We start from the raw sequence: 19555 nt of genomic DNA, 5'->3' as shown, positions 1-19555 counted from the left end.
GTCGTGGCGCGCGGCGGGCACGTCCTGTTGTTCTTCCTGCTGCGGGGTGTCGCTCATCCGGGGTTCCTTGGCGATGCTTCTTCGGGGGCGGGCCGGGGCGCGTTGGCGAGCCGGTCGCGCGCCTGCACCAGCCATTCGTAGACGGCGCGCGGCGACTCGAGCCGGTGCAGCGCCAGGCTCGGACCCGAGCCGACCTTGATGCCGATGCCGCCGCGCGGCTGCACCACGGCGAAGCCGCTCTCGTCGGTGGTGTCGTCGCCCGCGAACACCGGCACGCGGCCCGCGAACGGCGGCTCGTGCATGAAGGCGTCGATGGCGATGCCCTTGTTGACGCCGGCGGGCTTGACCTCGAACACGAACTTGCCATGCAGCAGCTCGAGCTGCGGCTGGTCGGCGATGGCGCGCGACATGGCGTCGCCGCACACGGCCTCGAGCTGCGGCGCGAGCCGGTAGTGCAGCGCGATGGCCGCGTGCTTGCGCTCGACCAGCAGGCCTTCGTGCACGCGCGCGAGCTCGTTGGCGATCTCGAGCACGGGCACCAGGTCGGGCGGATGCTGCTCCTGCATCGCGCCCTTGGCGTCGCGGCGCTGCACGCCGTGCTCGCCGGCGGCCGGCAGGCGCAGGGGCGCGAGGAAGCGGTCGAGCACGTCGATCTGGCGGCCCGACACCACGGCGAGGGCGCCGCCGAGCTGGTCCTTGAGGTCGCCGAGCAGCGCGACCAGGGCGGGGGGGACTTCGATCGCCTCGGGCGTGGCCGCGAGGCCCACCAGGGTGCCGTCGAAATCGAGGAAGAGGGCCGCGTCCCGGCCCAGGGGAGGAGGCAGCGAATCGTTGCTGCGGATGGGATTGGACATCGGGAAAGACCTTAGCACGGCCTCCGCGCGCACCGTGTCGGCCAAAACCGGACGTGCCCCGGGGCCGGGGCCGCGACCCGCGCGAGCGGTTCAGCGTGTGCCGTGGGGCGCGAGTTCGGCCAGCGCGCGCAGCAGCGCCATGGCTTCCACCGGCTTGAACAGCACCGGCACGCCCGAGGCGCGCACGCGCTGCAGCCGCTCGGGCGCGGTCTCGCCGGTCACCAGCATCAGCGGCGCCGCGAGTGCGAAGCGCGCGCGCAGGCGCTGGCCGACGTCGAGGCCGTTGTCGCCGTTGGCGAGCCGATAGTCGCACAGCAGCGCACGGAAGGGCGCCGGGCCCGAGGCCAGCAGCGCGGCCGCTTCCGCCTCGCCGGCCACGGCCTCCAGGTCGATGCCGTGGGCCCGCAGCAGCTCGGTCATCGCCGCGCGGATCTCGGCGTCGTCGTCGATCAGCAGGATGCGCCCCGGCACCGGCACCGCCGGGGCGGGTACGGCCTCGGCGCGGACGGCCCAGGGCCCGGGGGCGGCCTGCGCGTCGCAGCGCGGCAGCACGAGCCGAAAGCGCGTGCCGCGTCCCACGCGCGAGCGCAGCTGCACCGGATGGCCGAGCAGCCGCGAGAGCCGGCGCACGATGGCCAGGCCGATGCCCAGCCCGTGCGAGCGCTCGCGCCCGGGGTTGTCGACCTGATAGAACTCCTCGAACACGCGCTCGAGCTGGCCCGGCGCGATGCCGATGCCCGAATCGACCACCTCGATCCACACCGAATCGCCGAGCCCGTCGCCGTTGCGCCGCACGCGCGCGCGCACCGACACGCCGCCGCGCGCCGTGTACTTGAGCGCGTTGTCGAGCAGGTTCGACAGCATGCGGTGCAGCAGCCGCGGATCGCTGCGCACCCACAGGCCGCTCGCGCGCAGCCGCAGCTGCAGCTGGCGCTGCTCGGCCTGCGCCGAGAACATGGGGTTGAGCGCGCGGAACAGGCCGTCGAGCGAGACCGGCTCGAGCACCGGCTCGACCACGCCGGCATCGAGGCGCGAGACGTCGAGCATGGTGTCGAGCGAGCTGCCGAGCGCGTTCACCGCGCGCATCAGCCGCTGCGCGTTGCGGCTGCCCGGATGCTCGTTCTCGAGCGCGGCGCCGAACAGCGCAATCGCATGCAGCGGCTGGCGCAGGTCGTGGCTGGCGGTGGCCAGGAAGCGGGTCTTCTCGATGCTCGCGCGCTCGGCCGCGGCGATCTGTTCGCCCAGGCGCGTGGCCAGCGCCTCGTTCTCGAAGCGCAGCACCAGCGAGTCGGTGAGCAGCCGGTGCTGCTGCCGGCCCACGCGCAGCGTGAACAGCAGGTAGGCCAGGCTGAACATCGACAGGAACAGGTGCATGCCGTCGCCCTGCCAGGCCAGCGCGACGATCAGGCTCAGCATCATCGGCAGGGTGTAGCCGTAGAGCGCGGGCTTGAGCGGCCACAGCAGCTGCATGGCGCGCGCGCAGCTGCCGATGATGACGACCGTGAGCACCGAGGTCGCGGACAGGTCGTCGCGCGAGATGAAGAGCCAGGGCGCCGTGGCGGTCGCCAGGCTCACCAGCATGACGGTGCGCGCATGGCGGCGCGCCCACAGCGGGGTTTGCCGCAGCGGCAGGCCGGCGTGCCAGCGCGGCATCAGGAACAGCGCCAGGCCGAGCAGCAGGTGGGCCGCCATCCAGGCCAGGATCCAGGCGCGCGGCGAGGCGATGTACATCGCGGCCCCGAGCGCGGCGCCGAGGCCGAAGTGCACCACGATCGAGGCGTCGTAGGCACCGTAGACCGCGGCCAGGTGCTCGCGCAGCACGCGCAGCGCCAGGTCCTGCGGCACGGCGGCCGCGACCGGCGCCGCGGCATGCGTGGCGGTCGGGTCCGGCGAGGAGCGGGGGGGCGGGGCGGCGATCACCCGACCCATGCTAGCCATGGCGCGCGGCGTCGGAAGTGCCCTAAGTCATGGAACCTCCGCCATAGGCATGAAGACATGCCGCGGCGCGCGTGGTATTGCGCGCGCCGCCTGGGTGCTCAGCCGGCCGCGGCCTTCACCGCGTCGATGCGCGCGCGGTGGATCGCCTCGCCGATCCTCGGCCCGGTGGCGCCGGCCTGTTGCGCCTGGCGCGCGACCGCGTCGGTGGCCACGGCCGCGGCCGCGGCCAGCACCGAAAGCAGCCGCTCGCGCTGCGGATAGTCGCGCTGCTCGAAGCCGAGCCGGCCGCGTGCGTCGCATTCGCAAGCCAGGAGCGCCTCGGCGAAGCGCGCGGGCTTGCGGAAGGCATCGCAGCGCTCGAGCAGCCGCACCAGCGCGGCGGCATCGAGCTCGCCGCTGCGGTGGATGTTGCCGTGCTCGCGCGCCACCACCTCGGCCAGCTCGCGGATGTCGACCGGCACGCGCCAGCGGTCGCACACCGATTGCAGCAGCTCGGCGCTGCGCTTCTCGTGGCCGATGTGGCGCGGCAGGATCTCCGGCTCGGTGGTGCCCTTGCCGAGGTCGTGCATCAGGCAGGCGAAGCGCACCGCGAGCGAGGCCGCGAGCCGTGCGCTGGTGTCGAGCACCATCATCAGGTGCACGCCGGTGTCGATCTCGGGATGGTGCTGCGCGGGCTGCGGCACGCCCCAGAGCCGGTCGACCTCGGGCAGCAGCACCGCGAGCGCGCCGCAGGCGCGCAGCACCTCGAACATGCGCGAGGGCCGCGTCTCCATCAGCCCCCGCGAGAGCTCCTGCCACACGCGCTCGGGCACCAGCGCATCGACCTCGCCGGCCGCGACCATCTCGCGCATCAGTGCCTGCGTGTCGGGCGCGACCTCGAAGTCGTCGAAGCGCGCGGCGAAGCGCGCCACGCGCAGGATGCGCACCGGGTCCTCGCGGAAGGCGTCGGTGACGTGGCGCAGCCGCTTCTCGCGCAGGTCGCGCTGGCCGTGGAAGGGATCGGCCAGGTCGGTGGGGGCGGGGTCGAAGCTGCCGTCGGCGGCCACGCGTTCGGCCGGCAGCGCGATCGCGTTGATGGTCAGGTCGCGCCGCGCGAGGTCCTGCTCGAGGCTCACGTCGGGCGACGCATGGATCACGAAGCCGCGGTAGCCGGGCGCGCTCTTGCGCTCGGTGCGCGCGAGCGCGTATTCCTCGCGCGTCGATGGATGCAGGAATACCGGGAAATCGCGCCCCACGGGCAGGAAGCCCTGTGCCACCATGGCCTCGGGCGTGGCGCCGACCACGAGCCAGTCGTGGTCCGACACCGGGCGTCCGAGCAGGCGATCGCGCACCGCGCCGCCGACGAGATAGGTTTTCATGCGCCCAGTGTAGGGATACCCCGCAGGGCTTAAAAAGAACGGTCGTTCGATAATCCACGAGCAAATCGAACGACCGTTCGCTCGTTCGAGGCGCTCGAACGCTTCACCGGCTGCAGACCGGCACCGCGTTTGGAGGGGGCATTTCAACCAAAGGAGTATTCACATCATGAAAAAGACCATGTTGGCGTTGGCAGCCCTGGGGGCACTGACGTCCGGCAGCGCCTTTGCACAGAAGGCCGGCGACTGGGTCGTCGGCGCGGGCTGGTTCCATCTGTCGCCGCAGGACAAGAGCAAGCCGCTGACGCTCACCGCGCCGGTGCAGAGCGTGCTCGCGGGTTCGGGCGCGAGCGTGAGCGATTCCGACACGCTGGGCCTGAGCGCCATGTACTTCGTCGACGACCACTGGGCCGTCGAAGGCGTGCTGGGCATTCCGCCGAAGTTCAAGCTCAACGGCACCGGCACGCTGGCACGCGTGGGCCAGCTCGGCGAAGCGCGGCAGTGGAGCCCGACCATCCTCGGCAAGTACTACTTCAACGAGGCCAACTCGGCCTTCCGTCCCTTCGTGGGCCTGGGCGCCACCTACGTCTGGTACAGCGACATCAACCTGACGTCGAACCTGCAGGAAGCGCTCGGCAGCCAGCTGCACCAGCGGCCGCTGTCGACCGTGACCACGGCCAAGCTCGACAGCTCCTTCGCGCCCGTGCTCAATGCCGGCCTGGCCTACCAGTTCGACAAGCACTGGGGCATTTCCTTCTCGGTCTCCTACATCCCGCTGAAGACCAAGGCCAAGCTCACGACGACCTCGATCACGGGCCTGCCGATCGCGACCAGCGAGGCGCGCCTGAAGCTCAACCCGATCGTGACCTACGTGTCGGCGACCTACCGCTTCTGAGCGGCGCGACGCGGCCTGGCCGGCTCGCGCCGATCGCGAACGACGATCAGCGCGAGGTCCGGTAGGGCTCGTCGAAGGCCACGAAATCCTGCTCCGCGAGCGCCTGCTCGATCCACGCGGCGACGCCCGGCAGGGCCGCCACCCGCTCGATGTAGGCCCGCGCCGCGGGCGGCACCGGCAGCCCGTAGCCGCGGATGCGCATGCACACCGGCGCGTAGAAGGCATCGGCGATGCTGAATTCGCCGAACAGCATCGGGCCGCCATGGGTGTCGAGCAACTCGCTCCACATGCCCGCGATGCGCTGCAGGTCCTCGACCACGCCGGCCTGTTCCTTCAGCACGCGCGCGCCGACCTCGGCCAGCGAGGCCTCGATGTTCATCGGGAAGTGGCTGCGCAGGTTGCCGAAGCCCGAGTGCATCTCGGCGCTGATGCTGCGCGCGCGGGCCCGCGCGGCCTTGTCGCGCGGCCACAGCGCCTTGTCGGGGAACTGCTCGGCCAGGTACTCGGCGATGGCGAGCGAATCCCAGACCGTGAGGTCGCCGTCGATCAGCACCGGCACGCGCGCCGTGGGGTTGACCGCGCCGACCACGGCCTTGAAGTTGGAACCGGCCTCGAAGGCGTCGAAGCGCACCATCACTTCCTCGAAGGGAATGCCGGCCTGCTTGAGCAGCACCCAGGGACGCATGGACCACGACGAGTAGTTCTTGTTGCCGATGTAGAGCTTGAGCATGGGATTCCTCCGGTTGGTTCGTGGCAAAGCCTTCGATGCTAGGGCGCCGGCGCCGCGCGATTGATACCGTTTGCGGCGCGCATTGATGACGGGCGCGGGCGGCGCGCCGCTGTCTATCTCCGGTCGCTGTCGTCGGTGCGCGGCACGGGCTCGGCGCTCGAGGCGATGACGCGCGGCGCCGCCTGGCCTTCGCCCTTGGGCGGTCCGATCGCGCGCTCGATCAGGCTCACGAGCTTCGGCACGAACTGCAGCACCACCAGCGCCAGCAGTGCGCTGATCACCGCCGTGGCCTCGCGGCCCAGGCCGCAGGCCATGCCGATCGCGGCCGTCATCCACAGCCCGGCGGCGGTGGTGAGGCCCTGCACGTGATGCTCGTCCTTGCCCTGCTTGAGGATGGTGCCCGCGCAGAGGAAGCCGACGCCGGCCACCAGGCCCTGGATCACGCGGCTCATGTCGGCCGGCACGATGCCGGTCTGCTGCGGCACGAGCACGAACAGCGCCGAGCCGATGGCCACCAGCATGTGGGTGCGCACGCCGGCCGCCTTGCCCTGCTGCTCGCGCTCGAAGCCGAGCACGAAGCCCAGCAGCGCCGCGAGCAGCAGCCGCACCAGGATGCGCGTGAGCTGGGCGAGATCGCCCACGTCCGAGAACTCCGCGGCGATGGTGTCGAGGACCTCGTCGCGCCAGCTCATCTCAGGGCAGGTCCTTGTTGGGCTCGGGCATCGCGGCGTCGCGCGGGCCGACCCGGCCCAGGCGTTCCTTCAGCGACTGCGGCCGGCCGGTGATGATCGCGGCGTAGTTGGTGGTGTTGGCCAGTACCTTCTTCACGTAGTCGCGGGTTTCGTTGAACGGCACGTTCTCGGCCCAGATCGCGGCATCGAGCACCGGGCCGTTGCGCCAGCTGCGCGGGCGGCCCGGGCCGGCGTTGTAGGCCGCGGCGGCCAGCGCCATCGAGTCGTCGAAGTCGTCGAGCGCGAGCTTCAAATAGTTGGTGCCGATGGTGATGTTGGTCTCGCGGTCGTTGATCTGGCCCGGCGTGAAGTCGGTCATGCCGATCTTGCGCGCGGTCCAGCGCGCGGTGGCGGGCATCACCTGCATCAGGCCCGAGGCACCGACGCCCGAGCGCGCGTCCATGATGAAGCGGCTCTCCTGGCGGATCAGGCCGTAGACGTAGGCCGGGTCGAGGCCGATGTCCTGGCTCTTGCGCAGCACCGTGTCGTGGAAGGGCATCGGGAAGCGCTGCTCGACGTCGATCACGCCCTTGGTGCGCTCGCTGGTGTTGATGCAGCGGTCCCAGACCTCGCGCTGGCAGGCGAAGTCGGCCGCGGCCAGCAGCGCGCGGTCGTCCATGCCGCCGCGGTCGTGCAGGTTGGTGGCGTAGTTCCATTCGCGCGTGCCCTCGGGGCGCAGGCCGATCGCGATGGCGTAGAGGCCGCGGTTGAGCGAGGGGTTCATGCGCGCGGCATTGCGTTCCTCGGGCGTGAGCGGCGCGGGCCGGGTGGCGGCCATCACGCGCTGGCCCAGCTCCTCGAGCGCCAGCATCTCGTAGAAGCCGCGCGTACCCGCGATGCCCTGGTAGAGCTCGCGCGCCTGGGCGCGGCGCTCGTCGCCGCCGGCATTGACCAGCGCGCGCGCCTTCCAGTAGGTCCAGGTCGGGTCCTGCTGGCTGGCCTCGCTCATGGCGTTGATGGCGGGCGCCACGTCCTTCCACTGGCCGGCGCGCAGCGCCGCGCGCACGCGCCAGCCGAGCATGTCGTCCGACAGGTCGGCGTTCTTCGTGACGTTGCCGAAGTAGCCCACGGCCTGCGGCCAGAGCTTGATCGCCGACTGGCGGCCGATGATGCCCCAGATCCAGTTGCGCTCCTCGGCCGAGAGCATCGCGCTCCACTTGGCGTCGAGCTGCGAGGCGGCCTGCTCGGGGTCGGCCATCGCGATCTTGATCAGTGCCAGCGTCACCAGCTCGCGGCGCGACTTGGCGGCCACCGGCCCGCGCGCGACCAGGAACTTGGCCGCGCTCGCGTTGACCTCCTCGAACAGCGGCAGCGCATCGGGCGAGGCCAGCGTGACGGCGCCGCGCGCGGCCTGCGGCCGGTTGGCCTCGATGGCCAGGCGCGCCTTCTTCCAGGCGTCGTTGGGCGTGAGCAGGCGCGCGGCGATCATGCGGTCGGCGGCCGTGAGGCAGCCGTCGTCGCTGTCGCGCTGGGCGAACCAGTTGCGCCGGATCTCGTCGGCCTGGGCCTGGGTGGCGCTGCCGCTGCGCAGCGCGTCGACCAGGATCGCGTAGCAGCGCACCTGGGCGTCGTCGCCCATGCGGAAGCCGCCGATGGCGGCCGAGAAGTTGTCCCAGTCGCGGCGCTGGCCCGTGAGCAGCAGCCAGTCGTTGCGCAGCCGGTCTTCCTGGTAGGTGCCGGGATAGCGCGCGAAGAAGTCCTGCACCTCGTTCGCGCCGGCTTCCTGCAGCCGCGCCTTGAGTTCCCAGTAGGCGGCCCAGGGTTCGAGCACGTGGCCGCGGGCCTGCGGCAGCAGCGCCGCGAGCCGGGCCTTGTCGCCGCGCTGGAAGGCCTGCTTCATCTGCAGCAGCACTTCGTCGTTGGTGTTGCCTTGGGCCGATGCGGACGCGGGGGCGAGGAGGGCCAGCGCGCAGGCCGCCAGGGCCGAAAGAACCAGTGCCGGCGCGGCGCGGCGCGGGCGACGGCACATGGATGCCAAAATGCTTGGAAACTGCATCGGGAGATTATGGACAAGTCAAAGGATGCCGCCACGTCGGCGACGGCGAGTTTTCTCAAGGATCAGCTGCGCAAGGCGTTGATCGAACAACGTCTGGGGATGCCGGACCGGCTGACACGCGCGGACCTGCTGCAGCGCGTGATGCGCATCTGGCTGGTCGGCCGGCCCGACACCGTGATCGGCGCCTACTGGCCGATCAAGGGCGAGTTCGATCCGCTGCCCGCGCTGCATCGGTGGAAGGAGGACGGCGAACTGATCGACGAGCCGCAGCGCCGCCGCATCGGCCTGCCCGTGATCGACAAGGTCCACAAGACCCTGACCTTCCACGCCTGGTACCCGGGCTGCCAGATGGAAGAGGACGCCTACGGCATCCCCAAGCCCAAGGACACCGAGCTGATCGTGCCGACCCTGCTGTTCGTGCCCTGCGTGGGCTACAGCGCGGGCGGCTACCGGCTCGGCTACGGCGGCGGCTTCTACGACCGCACGCTGGCCGCCCTCGAGCCGCGGCCCTTCACGGTCGGCCTGGGTTTCGCGAACGGCTTCCTCGAGGACTTCGAGCCCGAGGCGCACGACCTGCCGCTCGACGCCATCCTCAACGACAACGGCGTGGTCTGGCCGATCGGCTGAAACGCGCAAACAGCCGAATGCAGAAGTCGCGGAAGGAAAACACAGGAATTCTGTTCTGCGACTTCTGCGTGACTTTGGTATTTCTTCTGCGTTCGGCTACCCGATCCCGTATTCGTCTCAGTCCATGTTGTCGATGGTGTCCGGGTCGGGCACCTCGCCGATGGTCTCGCGCGTGGTGCCGGCCTGCGCCAGCAGCCAGTCCCAGAAGGCCTTGATCTCGGGCCGCAGCGCGCTGCGCGGGCCGGCGATCAGCCAGTAGGACATCGGCGAGTCCATGCGGTGCTGCGGCAGCACCTCGATCAGGTCGCCGTTGGCCAGGCTCTCCGCGATCAACGAGCTGCGCGCCAGCACCACGCCCTGGCCGGTGAGCGCGGCCTGCACCATCTGGTAGGCGTAGTTGAAATAGAGCCAGCGCTTGGGCTGGGCGCGTTCCAGGCCGTGCAGCTCGAACCAGCGCCGCCAGGTCAGCCATTCGAGGTGGGTGCGGTGGGCGTCGCCGGCCTCGATCAGCGTGAAGCGCGCGATGTCCTCGGGTTTCTTGATCGGCGGGCTGCTCTTGATGAGCCAGGGGCTCGCCACCGGCGTGAGGTTTTCGCCGAACAACCGCACGGCCTGCGGGGGCATGGCCTCGCGCGGGCCGTAGCGCAGCGCGATGTCGACGTCGGCCACCTCGAGGTCGACCGCGAGGTCGCTGGCGTCGATCCGGATGTCGATCTCGGGGTTGTCGCGCTGGAAGGCCTCGAGCCGCGGGATCAGCCACATCGAGGCGAACGAGGCGAAGGTGGTCAGCGAGACGCTCTTGCGCCCGGCGCTCTGGCGGATCTGCCGCACCGCGGTGTCGACGCGCGGCAGCGCCTGCTGCACCGCCAAAAGCAGCTGGGCGCCCGCGCTGGTCAGCTCGACCGCGCGCGTGTGGCGCAGGAACAGCGGCACGCCCACTTCCTCCTCGAGCGACTGGATCTGGCGGCTCACGGCCGACTGGGTCAGGGCCATTTCCTCGGCCGCGGCGCGGAAGTTCAGGTGCCGCGCGACCGCCTCGAAGGCCCGCAGGTGGCCGGCGGAGATCGGGCGGGAACGCAGGTGGGTTTGCGAATGCTGCATGGATCGGGGGCCGGCGCCTGCCTCGGGATTGATGCGAAACCGGAATCAGTAGGCTACCTCCTTTTCATTGGACTGCCAACGGCCGGGAAACGATCATTCATTCCCGAACCGCGCCATTGCTGCCTCCTTCTCCAAGCACCCATTGATTCGCGATTCGGCAAACACCTAGGAGCCCATCATGTCCACTGCCGTCTGCACCACCTCTACGCTGTCCACCCTGTCGCTGCCCAACCGCAACACCGCCGCCGCGATTCCGCCGGCCGTGCGCCGCGGTGCCTGGCAAATCGCGCCCGGCGAGGCGATGAGCCTGAAGGCGCGCGGCGAGAGCGTGCTGCGCGTGCGCCAGGGCCGGGTCTGGATCACGCCCGATGCCACGCTCGAGAGCCCGAGCGAGGACCTGGTGCTCGCCCCCGGCGAATCGCTCACCGTGGCGGCCGGCCAGCGCATCGTGATGGAAGCCTGGGACGGCTACGGCGCCACGTACACGTGGGATGCCGCCTGATCCCGCGGGTTTCCTGATCGATCCTGGGCCACCGGGCGGCGGCGCGAGCCGTGCCCGTCATACCAAGGGGCCGGACGGCGCTTCGCGCATCGTCCGGCCCTTTTTCTTTGGCGCGGCCGTCTTCAGCCGTTGATGTCGAAACTGCGGCGCAGCGCCAGGAAATGCTTGAGCGCGACCTCGCCGTCGAGCGCATGCACGCCGGCCATCAGGTCGGGGCCCTCGCTCTCGGCCAGCCCGAGCCGGAAGCCGCTGTAGCGGCGCGCGGCCAGTTCGCCTTGCCAGGCCACGCGCACGTCGACATGGCGCGGGTCGCGCGCGATGCGATCCATCAGCGAGCGCAGGGCATCGGGCGGTCCCTCGATGTGCTGGCAGAAGCGCTGGCCGTCGAAGACCAGCAGCCCGGTGATGCCGAGTTCGCCGTTGCGCACGCGGGCGCGCGCGACGATGCTGGCCACCGTGTCGGGCGGCAGGTCCGGCGCAAGCTCGCTGCAGTAGAGGATCTCGGAGAGCGCCGGGGCGGGCGCGGGAGCTTGCGTCTGTTCGTCGGAAATCATGGGCCGGGATGGGAAAGGCGAGCGCAGTGTAGGCAGCCGTCCGACATCACGAAATGTAAAAAGACATACCGGGACCACCCCCCTCGATGCCTATAGTCGGTGGTGCTCGACCAGTACCCCACACCCGCCGCCCCGGAGAACGGGCCCCATCCCTGCAGCCGTTGCGCGCTGCGTCAGCTGCCGGCCTTTTTGCCGGTGTCCGCCGACCAGTTGCGCACCATCGAATCGTTCCGCATCGGCGCGCGCCGCGTCGAGGCCGGCGGCTCGATCATCGAGGAACACCGGCGCAGCCCGCAGCTGTTCACGCTCTATTCGGGCTGGGCCTTCCGCTACAAGACCCTGAGCGACGGCCGGCGGCAGATCCTCAACGTGCTGCTGCCCGGCGACTTCGTCGGGCTGCAGGACGAGTTCGCCGATGGCCAGACCCATGGCGTCGAGGCCCTGACCGAGGTCTCGCTGTGCGTGTTCGCGCGCGACCGGCTGTGGGAGCTGTTCCATGCCGAGCCCAAGCTCGGCTACGACATCACCTGGCTGGCCGCGCGCGAGGAAAAGATGATCGACGACAACCTCGTGACCACCGGCCGGCGCAGCGCCGTCGAGCGCGTGGCGATGCTGCTGATGCATCTGTACCGCCGCGCCGAGCGCGTGGGCATGGTGCGCGACGGCTGGGTCGAGTTCCCGCTCAACCAGCAGCACATCGCCGATGCGCTCGGGCTGTCGCTGGTCCACACCAACAAGACGCTGCGGCGGCTGTCGCAACTCGGGCTCTACAAGCTCGACGACCGCTGGCTGCGCATCCTCGAGCCGCGCGCGCTCGAGGCGCTGGGCGACTACTTCGAGCGGCCGCTGCGGCCCACGCCGCTGATCTGAGGCCGGGGCCGGCTCAACCGGCCGCCTCCGAGAGCTGCCGCAGGTCCTCGCGGTAGCCCTGCAGCCGCTTGACCGCCTGCGCGCGCTGCGCCGCGCTGGTGCCGTTGTGCAGCGCGGCCAGGTTGCGGCAGCCTTCCTGCAGCAGCGCCTGCTGCTGCTCGCGCCAGGGGCCGGGTGGCGGGTCGGCGATGCGCTGCAGGTAGGCATGCAGCGCGGCGCGCGCCTCGGCCGGCGGCGTGCGGTTCGCGACGAAGCCGCGCAGCAGCACCAGCGCCTCCTGCTGGCGCTTGCGGCGCTCCACGTCCTGCAGCTTCGGGTCGAACACCGACTGCGCCACCTGCTGGCGCAGCAGCTCGCGCTGCTCGGGCGAAAGCCGGCCGTAGAAATCCTCGAAGCGGTCGAGGAACTGGTCGTAGCGCTTCTCCTGCACCCGGGCCGGCGAGCGGTCGAGCCAGTCCTTGCGGTAGTCGGCGTTGTTCTTCGCGTACTTGCGCTCGAGCTGCTGCAACTGGGCCTCGCCGAGGCTCAACGCCAGCTCGGTGCCCGCGGGCTCGGCGCGCTCGCTGACCGCCAGCAGCCGGTCGCGGATGCGGTCGGTCATGGCGCAGGCCTGGGCCGGCGTGATGTCGCCGGGCGCCAGCGCCTCGGCCTCCTGCAGCAGCGCCGCGATCTTCGGCAGTTCGTTGCGCCGGTGCCATTCGAGCAGCCGCGCCAGGTCGTCGCGTACCTTGGGCGTTTGCGAGCCGTCGAAATCGAGGTAGCCGTCGAGCCACCAGTAGCTGAGCTCGGGCAGGTTGTTGTAGGCCAGCCGGATCGCGCTGCAAGCCCCCAGGACGGCCGCCAGCGCCAGCACGCCGATAATCCGCGCCAGCTTGAAACAACGCATCCGGGTAGAAAAAGGCATGAATCAGATTCCGAAGCAGGGCGACCAGGGACCGGTCGACGTCGTGATCATGGCGGCCGGCAAAGGCACGCGCATGAAGAGCAGGCTTCCCAAAGTGTTGCATCGTTTGGGCGGGCGCGCACTGTTGTCGCACGTGACCGGCACCGCCGCGCGCATCGGCGCCCGGCACGTGGTGATCGTCACGGGCCACGGCGCCGAGCAGGTCGAGGCCGCCATGGCCGCCTCGCCCGAGGCCGCCTCGTTGCGTTTCGCGCGCCAGGAGCCGCAGCTGGGCACCGGCCACGCGGTGCAGCAGGCCACGCCGCTCTTGCCCGACGACGGCACGGTGGTGATCCTCTCGGGCGACGTGCCGCTGATCGCCGAGGACACGCTGCGCACCCTGATCGCCGCCAGCGGCGGCGAGCGGCTGGCGCTCTTGACCATCGAGCTGGACGACCCCACCGGCTACGGCCGCATCATCCGCAACGCCGCGGGCGGCGAGGTGACCGCCATCGTCGAGCACAAGGACGCCAGCGAGGCGCAGCGCGCGGTGCGCGAGATCAACAGCGGCGTGATGGCCGCGCCCGCGAAGCTGCTCAAGGGCTGGCTCGAGCGGCTGGACAACCGCAATGCCCAGGCCGAGTACTACCTGACCGACATCGTCAAGCACGCCGCGGCCGACGGCGTGCCGGTGGTGGCCCACATCACGACCGACGGGCTGCAGGTGGCCGGCATCAACAGCCCGGTGCAGCTGGCCGAACTCGAGCGCGCCTTCCAGCGCCGCCAGGCCGAGGCCCTGATGACCCAGGGCGTGCGGCTGGCCGACCCGGCGCGCTTCGACCTGCGCGGCACGCTCGAATGCGGCGGCGACGTCGAGATCGACGTCAACTGCGTGTTCGAGGGCCAGGTCGCGCTCGGCGAGGGCGTGCGCATCGGCGCCAACTGCGTGATCGCCAATGCCCGCATCGAGGCCGGCGCCGTGATCCATCCCTTCACCCACATCGACGGCGAGAAGGCCGGCGTGACGGTCGGCGAGCGCGCGCTGATCGGCCCCTTCGCGCGGCTGCGCCCCGGCGCCCAGCTCGGCACCGAGGTGCACATCGGCAATTTCGTCGAGGTCAAGAACTCCACCCTGGCCGCCGGCGCCAAGGCCAACCACCTGGCCTACCTGGGCGACGCCACCGTGGGCGCGCGCGTCAACTACGGCGCGGGCAGCATCACCGCCAACTACGACGGCGCCAACAAGCACCGCACCGTGCTCGAGGACGACGTGCACATCGGCAGCAACTGCGTGCTGGTGGCGCCGGTCACCATCGGCGCGGGCGGCACCGTGGGCGGCGGCTCCACCGTCACCAAGACCACGCCGGCGGGCGCGCTGACCGTGGCGCGCGGCAAGCAGATCAGCCTGCCGAACTGGCAGCGGCCGCAGAAGAAGCCGAAGGCCTGACGGGCCTCAGCCCGCGGGCGCCAGCGGTGTCAGCGGCACCCGCGGCTCGAACTTCGCGCGCTTGAGGCTGAAGAAGGCCTTGACGTTGCGCACGTTGGCGTCGGCGGTGAACAGCCGCTGCACCAGCGCGCCGTAGGCGGGCATGTCGCGCGCGGCCACCACCAGCACGAAATCCGGTCCCGGCGACACGCGCCAGCACTGCTGCACCGCGTCGTCCGCCATCACGCGCGCCTCGAAGGCCTCGAGCGACCCGGCGTCCTGCCGGTCGAGCGAGATCTCCACCACCGCCTGCAGCCCGTGGCCCAGCACGGCGGCCAGCCGGTCGGGCGACAGCAGCGCCACCTGGCGCTCGATCAAACCCTCCTGCCACAGCCGCTGCACCCGCCGCAGGCAGGTCGGCGGCGAGATGCCCACGGCCGCCGCCAGCTTCTGGTTGGTGGCCGAGGCGTCGCGCTGCAGGGCGTCGAGCAGCTTCAGGTCGATGGCGTCGAGTGCGATGGATTCCATGATTTGTGAAATTATGGAATAAAAATTCATTGACCTGAATGTGTGAAAGAAAAGTCCAAATTCATTGAAATTTAGACGGCAAATTTCCTTTCACCCTCCCTACTATTCGCAGCAATTCTTTTCGTTCTCCCTCATTCCTTTCCAAAGGCAAGACAACCATGTGCGGCATCGTCGGCGCGGCTTCCCATCGAAACATCGTCCCGGTCCTGGTCCAGGGCCTGCAGCGGCTCGAATACCGCGGCTATGACTCCTGCGGCGTGGCCGTGCACGCGGGCGGCCTGACGCGCGCGCGCACCACCTCGCGCGTGGCCGACCTCCAGACCCAGGTGGCCGAGGACAGGCTCGAAGGCCTGACCGGCATCGCCCACACCCGCTGGGCCACGCACGGCGCGCCCGCGGTGCACAACGCGCATCCGCACTTCAGCCACGGCCCGGGCGCCGGCGCGCAGGAAGCGCGGCCCGGCCGCATCGCGCTGGTGCACAACGGCATCATCGAGAACCACGAGTCGCTGCGCGCCGGCCTCGAGGCCAAGGGCTACGTGTTCGAGAGCCAGACCGACACCGAGGTCATCGCCCACCTGGTCGACAGCCTCTACGACGGCGACCTGTTCGAGGCCGTGAAGGGCGCCGTGCGCCAGCTCACGGGCGCCTACGCCATCGCCGTGATCTGCCGCGACGAACCGCAGCGCGTGGTCGGCGCGCGCGCCGGTTCGCCGCTGATCCTGGGCGCGGGCAAGGACGGCGCCGAGAACTTCCTGGCCAGCGACGCGATGGCGCTGGCCGGCGTCACCGACCAGATCGTGTACCTCGAGGAAGGCGACGTGGTCGACCTGCAGCCCGGCAAGTACTGGATCGTCGACCGCGCCCACAAGCCGGTGCAGCGTCCGGTGCGCACCGTGCAGGCCCACAGCGGCGCGGCCGAGCTCGGCCCCTACCGCCACTACATGCAGAAGGAGATCTTCGAGCAGCCGCGCGCCATCGGCGACACGCTCGAGGGCGTGGAAGGCATCGTGCCCGAGCTGTTCGACGGCATCGGCCAGGACGGCAAGCAGAGCGGCGCCAGCGCGCACCGCGTGTTCAAGGAGATCGACCGCATCCTGATCCTGGCCTGCGGCACCAGCTACTACAGCGGCTGCACCGCCAAGTACTGGCTCGAGGGCATCGCGAAGATCTCGACCCAGGTCGAGATCGCGAGCGAGTACCGCTACCGCGACTCGGTGCCCGATCCGCGCACCCTGGTCGTCACCATCAGCCAGTCGGGCGAGACCGCCGACACCCTGGCCGCGCTCAAGCATGCGCGCTCGCTCGGCATGGAGCAGACCCTGACCATCTGCAACGTCGCCACCAGCGCCATGGTGCGCGAATGCAAGCTGGCCTACATCACGCGCGCCGGCGTCGAGATCGGCGTGGCCTCGACCAAGGCCTTCACCACCCAGCTCGCGGGCCTGTTCCTGCTCACGCTGGCGATCGCGCAGTCGAAGGGCCTGCTGAGCGCGGAAGACGAGGCGCGCTACCTCAAGGAGATGCGCCACCTGCCGGTCGCGCTGCAGTCGGTGCTCGCGCTCGAGCCGCAGATCATCAACTGGGCCGAGGACTTCGCGCGCAAGGACAACGCGCTGTTCCTGGGCCGCGGCCTGCACTACCCGATCGCGCTCGAGGGCGCGCTCAAGCTCAAGGAGATCACCTACATCCACGCCGAGGCCTATGCCGCCGGCGAGCTCAAGCACGGCCCGCTCGCGCTGGTGACCAGCGAGATGCCGGTGGTCGCCGTGGCGCCCAACGACGCCCTGCTCGAGAAGCTCAAGAGCAACCTGCAGGAAGTGCGCGCGCGCGGCGGCGTGCTCTACGTGCTGGCCGACGGCGACTCGAAGATCAAGAGCAGCGAAGGCCTGCACGTGATCCACATGCCCGAGCACTACGGCGCGCTGTCGCCGCTGCTGCACGTGGTGCCGCTGCAGCTGCTGGCCTATCACACGGCCTGCGCGCGCGGGACGGACGTGGACAAGCCGCGCAACCTGGCGAAGAGCGTGACGGTGGAGTGAGCGGGCGGGATCGGCCCGAATGGCTTCCCAAGGCCTGCGGGACCTCCTGGCCCCCGGCCTCGCCATCGTCTTCTGCGGCATCAACCCGGGCCAGCGCGCGGCCGCGTCGGGCCTGCACTTCGAAGGCAGGGGCAACCGCTTCTGGCGCGTGCTGCACCTGGCAGGCTTCACGCCGGTGCAGATGCAGCCCGCCCAGGCGCCGCTGCTGCTGCAAAGCGGCTACGGCCTGACCACGGCCGTCGACCGGCCGACGGCGCGCGCGAGCCAGCTGGCGACGTATGAGTTCGCGGCCGCCACCGAGGCCTTCACCCGCAAGATCGCCGCCTGCGGCCCGCGCCGCCTCGCGTTCCTCGGCAAGGCCGCCTACGCGGGCATGACGGGACACCGGCAGATCGCCTGGGGCCGCCAGCCCGAGCCCTTCGCCGGCATCGAGACCTGGATCCTGCCCAATCCCAGCGGACTCAATCGCGCGTTCTCGCTCGATGAGCTGGTGGCGGCCTACAAGGCGCTGCGCGAGGCCGCCGCGCCGGGTTGACCGGTATTCCATCATGTTGGAAAATAAATCCAACATGAAAGAACAAGAGCCCGTCCCCCTCAACGACCGCATCGCCCGCCGCGTGCGCGAACTGCGCGCCGCGCGCGGCCTCTCGCTCGAGGCGCTGGCCGCGCAGAGCGGGGTCAGCCGCTCGATGATCTCGCTGATCGAGCGCGGCGAGAGCAGCCCCACGGCGGTGGTGCTCGAGAAGCTCGCGACCGGCCTCGGCACCATGCTGGCCTCATTGTTCGACGAGCCGCGCCCGCGCGCCGATCCGGTCGCGCGCCGCGCCGACCAGCCGCAATGGCGCGATCCCTCGTCGGGCTACCTGCGGCGCAACGTCTCGCCCGGCGGCATCGCCTCGCCGCTGCAGATCGTCGAGGTGCTGTTCCCGCCCAAGGCGCGCGTGGCCTACGAATCGGGCGCGCGCGAGTCGCAGGTGCACCAGCAGGTCTGGATGCTCGAGGGAACGATCGAGATCACGATGGGCGAGGAGCGCCACCGGCTCGACGCCGGCGACTGCCTCGCGATGGTGCTCGACCGGCCCGTCGCCTACTTCAATCCCACGCGCGAGAACGCCCGCTACGCGGTCGCGATCGTGAGCCCCCATCCCGATGCCTGGAAGTGAGAACGCCATGAACCCCACCAGCCTCCACCCGGTGCGCCGCCTGCAGGCGGTGGACGCGGCGCAACTGCAATCGCTGGCCGAGCTGCTGATCGACTGCGTCGACGGCGATGCCTCGGTGAGCTTCATGCATCCGCTGTCGCTCGAGCAGGCGCTGGCCTTCTGGCGCAAGGTGGCCGACGGCGTGGCGCGCGGAGAGCGCGCGCTGATGGTGGCGGAGGACGCGCGGGGCATCGTCGGCACGGTGCAGCTCGTGCTCGACCAGCCCGACAACCAGCCGCACCGCGCCGACCTCGCGAAGATGCTGGTGCACCGGCGCGCCCGGCGCCAGGGGCTCGGCGCGCTGCTGATGCAGGCGGCCGAGCAGGCCGCGCGCGACAGCGGCAAGACGCTGCTGGTGCTCGACACCTCGAGCCCCGAGGCCGAGCGGCTCTACGAACGCTCGGGCTGGCAGCGCAGCGGCACCATCCCCGGCTATGCGCTGCTGCCGCGCGGCGGCTTCTGCGACACCACCTACTTCTATCGCACGCTCGCGCCCTGAGGCCGCCATGCGGCAGACTGGCGCGATGACCGAATTCGATCGACTGCTGGCCGAGGCTGCGCGCAAGCCGCTGGTCGGCTGGGACCTGTCCTGCGATGGCCGCATCGCGACCACCGCCGTGCCCTGGGATTTCGAACGGGCGGTGGTCCACCGCGCGCGCCAGTCGCCCGACCTGCTCGACATGGGCACGGGTGGCGGCGAGTGGCTCGGCCGGCTGCCGCTGCGGCCCGCGCGCACCGTCGCCACCGAGGGCTGGGCGCCCAACGTCGCGGTGGCGCGCGAGCGGCTCGCGCCGCTGGGCATCGAGGTGGTGGCGGTGGAGGGCGCGCTCGACAACGGCGCGCGAAGCGATGGCGATGACGATGCGCACGACGACGCACCGCTGCCCTTCGCCGATGGCGAGTTCCACCTGGTGGTCAACCGCCACGAGTCCTTCGTGCCGGCCGAGGTGGCGCGCGTGCTCGCGCGCGGCGGCCACTTCCTCACGCAGCAGGTGGCCTCGGACTTCAATGCCGACCACCACCGGCTCGCGGGCCTGGCACCGGCCGAGCCGCCGCCCGAGTGGCGGCTCGACATCGCGCGGCGCCAGCTCGAGCGCGCGGGCTTCGAGATCCTGCGCGCGGAGGCGGGCGCCGAGCTGCTGCGCTTCGCCGACGTGGGTGCCTTCGCCTGGTACCTGAAGAACGTGCCCTATGTCTGCCCCGGCTTCACGATCGAAGGCACGCGCGATGCGCTCGCGCAATTGCATCGCCGGCAGCAGGCGGGCGAGGCGATCGAGGTGCGGCAGACCTTGTTCTGGCTCGAGGCGCTGCGCTGAAGGCG

The 19555-nt window shown here is 70.7% G+C and carries 20 protein-coding genes; 10 read left to right on the top strand and 10 right to left on the bottom strand.

What is annotated here, in order from left to right:
• Positions 1 to 53: 53 nt before the first annotated feature.
• The 3 genes from otsB to ACODT0_RS33495 all read right to left on the bottom strand — a co-directional run bounded on the left by otsB (position 54) and on the right by ACODT0_RS33495 (position 4150).
• Positions 54 to 854: a trehalose-phosphatase gene (gene otsB, locus ACODT0_RS33505; protein WP_057596557.1), complete on the bottom strand. Its 801-nt coding sequence runs from the start codon at positions 852 to 854 to the stop codon at positions 54 to 56.
• Positions 855 to 944: 90 nt separating this feature from the next.
• The gene (locus ACODT0_RS33500) at positions 945 to 2792 is read right to left on the bottom strand and encodes an ATP-binding response regulator (RefSeq protein ID WP_412179587.1); all 1848 of its coding nucleotides are present in this window, start codon (positions 2790 to 2792) and stop codon (positions 945 to 947) included.
• Between the two features lie 98 nt (positions 2793 to 2890).
• A complete protein-coding gene (locus tag ACODT0_RS33495) occupies positions 2891 to 4150 on the bottom strand; it encodes a multifunctional CCA addition/repair protein (RefSeq protein ID WP_413764463.1) in 1260 nt (419 codons plus the stop codon).
• A 166-nt stretch (positions 4151 to 4316) separates the two neighbouring features.
• On the opposite strand from ACODT0_RS33495, the gene ACODT0_RS33490 reads away from it, so the two are divergent.
• Entirely contained in the window at positions 4317 to 5042 is a 726-nt protein-coding gene (locus tag ACODT0_RS33490; RefSeq protein ID WP_057596555.1) for an OmpW/AlkL family protein, read from the top strand.
• Positions 5043 to 5088: 46 nt separating this feature from the next.
• Here the strand turns inward: ACODT0_RS33490 and ACODT0_RS33485 are convergent, their stop codons facing one another.
• From ACODT0_RS33485 to ACODT0_RS33475, 3 genes are all read right to left on the bottom strand, one after another.
• Positions 5089 to 5772, bottom strand: a complete 684-nt coding sequence (locus ACODT0_RS33485) for a glutathione S-transferase family protein (RefSeq protein ID WP_489043227.1) — start codon at positions 5770 to 5772, stop codon at positions 5089 to 5091.
• Between the two features lie 113 nt (positions 5773 to 5885).
• The gene (locus ACODT0_RS33480; RefSeq protein WP_057596553.1) at positions 5886 to 6464 is read right to left on the bottom strand and encodes an MgtC/SapB family protein; all 579 of its coding nucleotides are present in this window, start codon (positions 6462 to 6464) and stop codon (positions 5886 to 5888) included.
• A gap of 1 nt (position 6465) precedes the next feature.
• Positions 6466 to 8472, bottom strand: coding sequence for a lytic transglycosylase domain-containing protein (locus ACODT0_RS33475; protein ID WP_489043226.1), 2007 nt, complete (start codon positions 8470 to 8472; stop codon positions 6466 to 6468).
• A gap of 36 nt (positions 8473 to 8508) precedes the next feature.
• On the opposite strand from ACODT0_RS33475, the gene ACODT0_RS33470 reads away from it, so the two are divergent.
• Positions 8509 to 9126 (top strand): 5-formyltetrahydrofolate cyclo-ligase, encoded by a 618-nt coding sequence (locus ACODT0_RS33470; protein WP_057596551.1) that lies wholly within the window; start codon positions 8509 to 8511, stop codon positions 9124 to 9126.
• A gap of 117 nt (positions 9127 to 9243) precedes the next feature.
• Here the strand turns inward: ACODT0_RS33470 and ACODT0_RS33465 are convergent, their stop codons facing one another.
• Complete coding sequence (locus ACODT0_RS33465) at positions 9244 to 10227, bottom strand: LysR substrate-binding domain-containing protein (RefSeq protein WP_057596550.1); 984 nt, start codon at positions 10225 to 10227, stop codon at positions 9244 to 9246.
• Positions 10228 to 10405: 178 nt separating this feature from the next.
• Between ACODT0_RS33465 and ACODT0_RS33460 the strand changes: the two genes are divergently transcribed.
• On the top strand, positions 10406 to 10729 hold the full coding sequence (locus ACODT0_RS33460; RefSeq protein WP_057596549.1) for a DUF2917 domain-containing protein: 324 nt from the start codon (positions 10406 to 10408) through the stop codon (positions 10727 to 10729).
• 122 nt (positions 10730 to 10851) lie between these two features.
• Here the strand turns inward: ACODT0_RS33460 and ACODT0_RS33455 are convergent, their stop codons facing one another.
• Positions 10852 to 11283, bottom strand: a complete 432-nt coding sequence (locus ACODT0_RS33455; protein ID WP_057596548.1) for a BLUF domain-containing protein — start codon at positions 11281 to 11283, stop codon at positions 10852 to 10854.
• 177 nt (positions 11284 to 11460) lie between these two features.
• Between ACODT0_RS33455 and ACODT0_RS33450 the strand changes: the two genes are divergently transcribed.
• The gene (locus ACODT0_RS33450; protein WP_082322025.1) at positions 11461 to 12153 is read left to right on the top strand and encodes a Crp/Fnr family transcriptional regulator; all 693 of its coding nucleotides are present in this window, start codon (positions 11461 to 11463) and stop codon (positions 12151 to 12153) included.
• 13 nt (positions 12154 to 12166) lie between these two features.
• Here the strand turns inward: ACODT0_RS33450 and ACODT0_RS33445 are convergent, their stop codons facing one another.
• Positions 12167 to 13057: a DUF6279 family lipoprotein gene (locus tag ACODT0_RS33445; protein ID WP_413764462.1), complete on the bottom strand. Its 891-nt coding sequence runs from the start codon at positions 13055 to 13057 to the stop codon at positions 12167 to 12169.
• Here ACODT0_RS33445 and glmU point away from each other — a divergent pair.
• A complete protein-coding gene (gene glmU, locus ACODT0_RS33440; RefSeq protein ID WP_261216595.1) occupies positions 13056 to 14483 on the top strand; it encodes a bifunctional UDP-N-acetylglucosamine diphosphorylase/glucosamine-1-phosphate N-acetyltransferase GlmU in 1428 nt (475 codons plus the stop codon). The two genes, ACODT0_RS33445 and glmU, sit on opposite strands and share 2 nt — an antisense overlap.
• A 6-nt stretch (positions 14484 to 14489) precedes the next feature.
• Here glmU and ACODT0_RS33435 read toward each other — a convergent pair whose 3' ends face one another.
• Positions 14490 to 14990, bottom strand: a complete 501-nt coding sequence (locus ACODT0_RS33435) for an Lrp/AsnC family transcriptional regulator (protein WP_261216597.1) — start codon at positions 14988 to 14990, stop codon at positions 14490 to 14492.
• A 158-nt stretch (positions 14991 to 15148) separates the two neighbouring features.
• Between ACODT0_RS33435 and glmS the strand changes: the two genes are divergently transcribed.
• Genes glmS through ACODT0_RS33410 form a run of 5 tightly spaced genes read left to right on the top strand, consistent with a single transcriptional unit; the run spans position 15149 to position 19550 of the window.
• On the top strand, positions 15149 to 17032 hold the full coding sequence (gene glmS / locus ACODT0_RS33430; RefSeq protein WP_057594576.1) for a glutamine--fructose-6-phosphate transaminase (isomerizing): 1884 nt from the start codon (positions 15149 to 15151) through the stop codon (positions 17030 to 17032).
• 19 nt (positions 17033 to 17051) lie between these two features.
• Entirely contained in the window at positions 17052 to 17567 is a 516-nt protein-coding gene (gene mug, locus ACODT0_RS33425; protein WP_489043225.1) for a G/U mismatch-specific DNA glycosylase, read from the top strand.
• A gap of 34 nt (positions 17568 to 17601) precedes the next feature.
• Positions 17602 to 18195, top strand: coding sequence for a helix-turn-helix domain-containing protein (locus ACODT0_RS33420; RefSeq protein WP_422097976.1), 594 nt, complete (start codon positions 17602 to 17604; stop codon positions 18193 to 18195).
• A gap of 7 nt (positions 18196 to 18202) precedes the next feature.
• Positions 18203 to 18733, top strand: coding sequence for a GNAT family N-acetyltransferase (locus tag ACODT0_RS33415; RefSeq protein ID WP_057594579.1), 531 nt, complete (start codon positions 18203 to 18205; stop codon positions 18731 to 18733).
• A 25-nt stretch (positions 18734 to 18758) separates the two neighbouring features.
• Positions 18759 to 19550, top strand: a complete 792-nt coding sequence (locus ACODT0_RS33410) for a class I SAM-dependent methyltransferase (protein WP_422097974.1) — start codon at positions 18759 to 18761, stop codon at positions 19548 to 19550.
• The last annotated feature ends 5 nt before the right edge of the window (positions 19551 to 19555 follow it).

It is taken from the genome of Variovorax sp. FG153, assembly GCF_057809595.1.
Note: the sequence above shows the minus strand (reverse complement) of the source record. Positions and strands in the feature narration are given on the sequence as shown.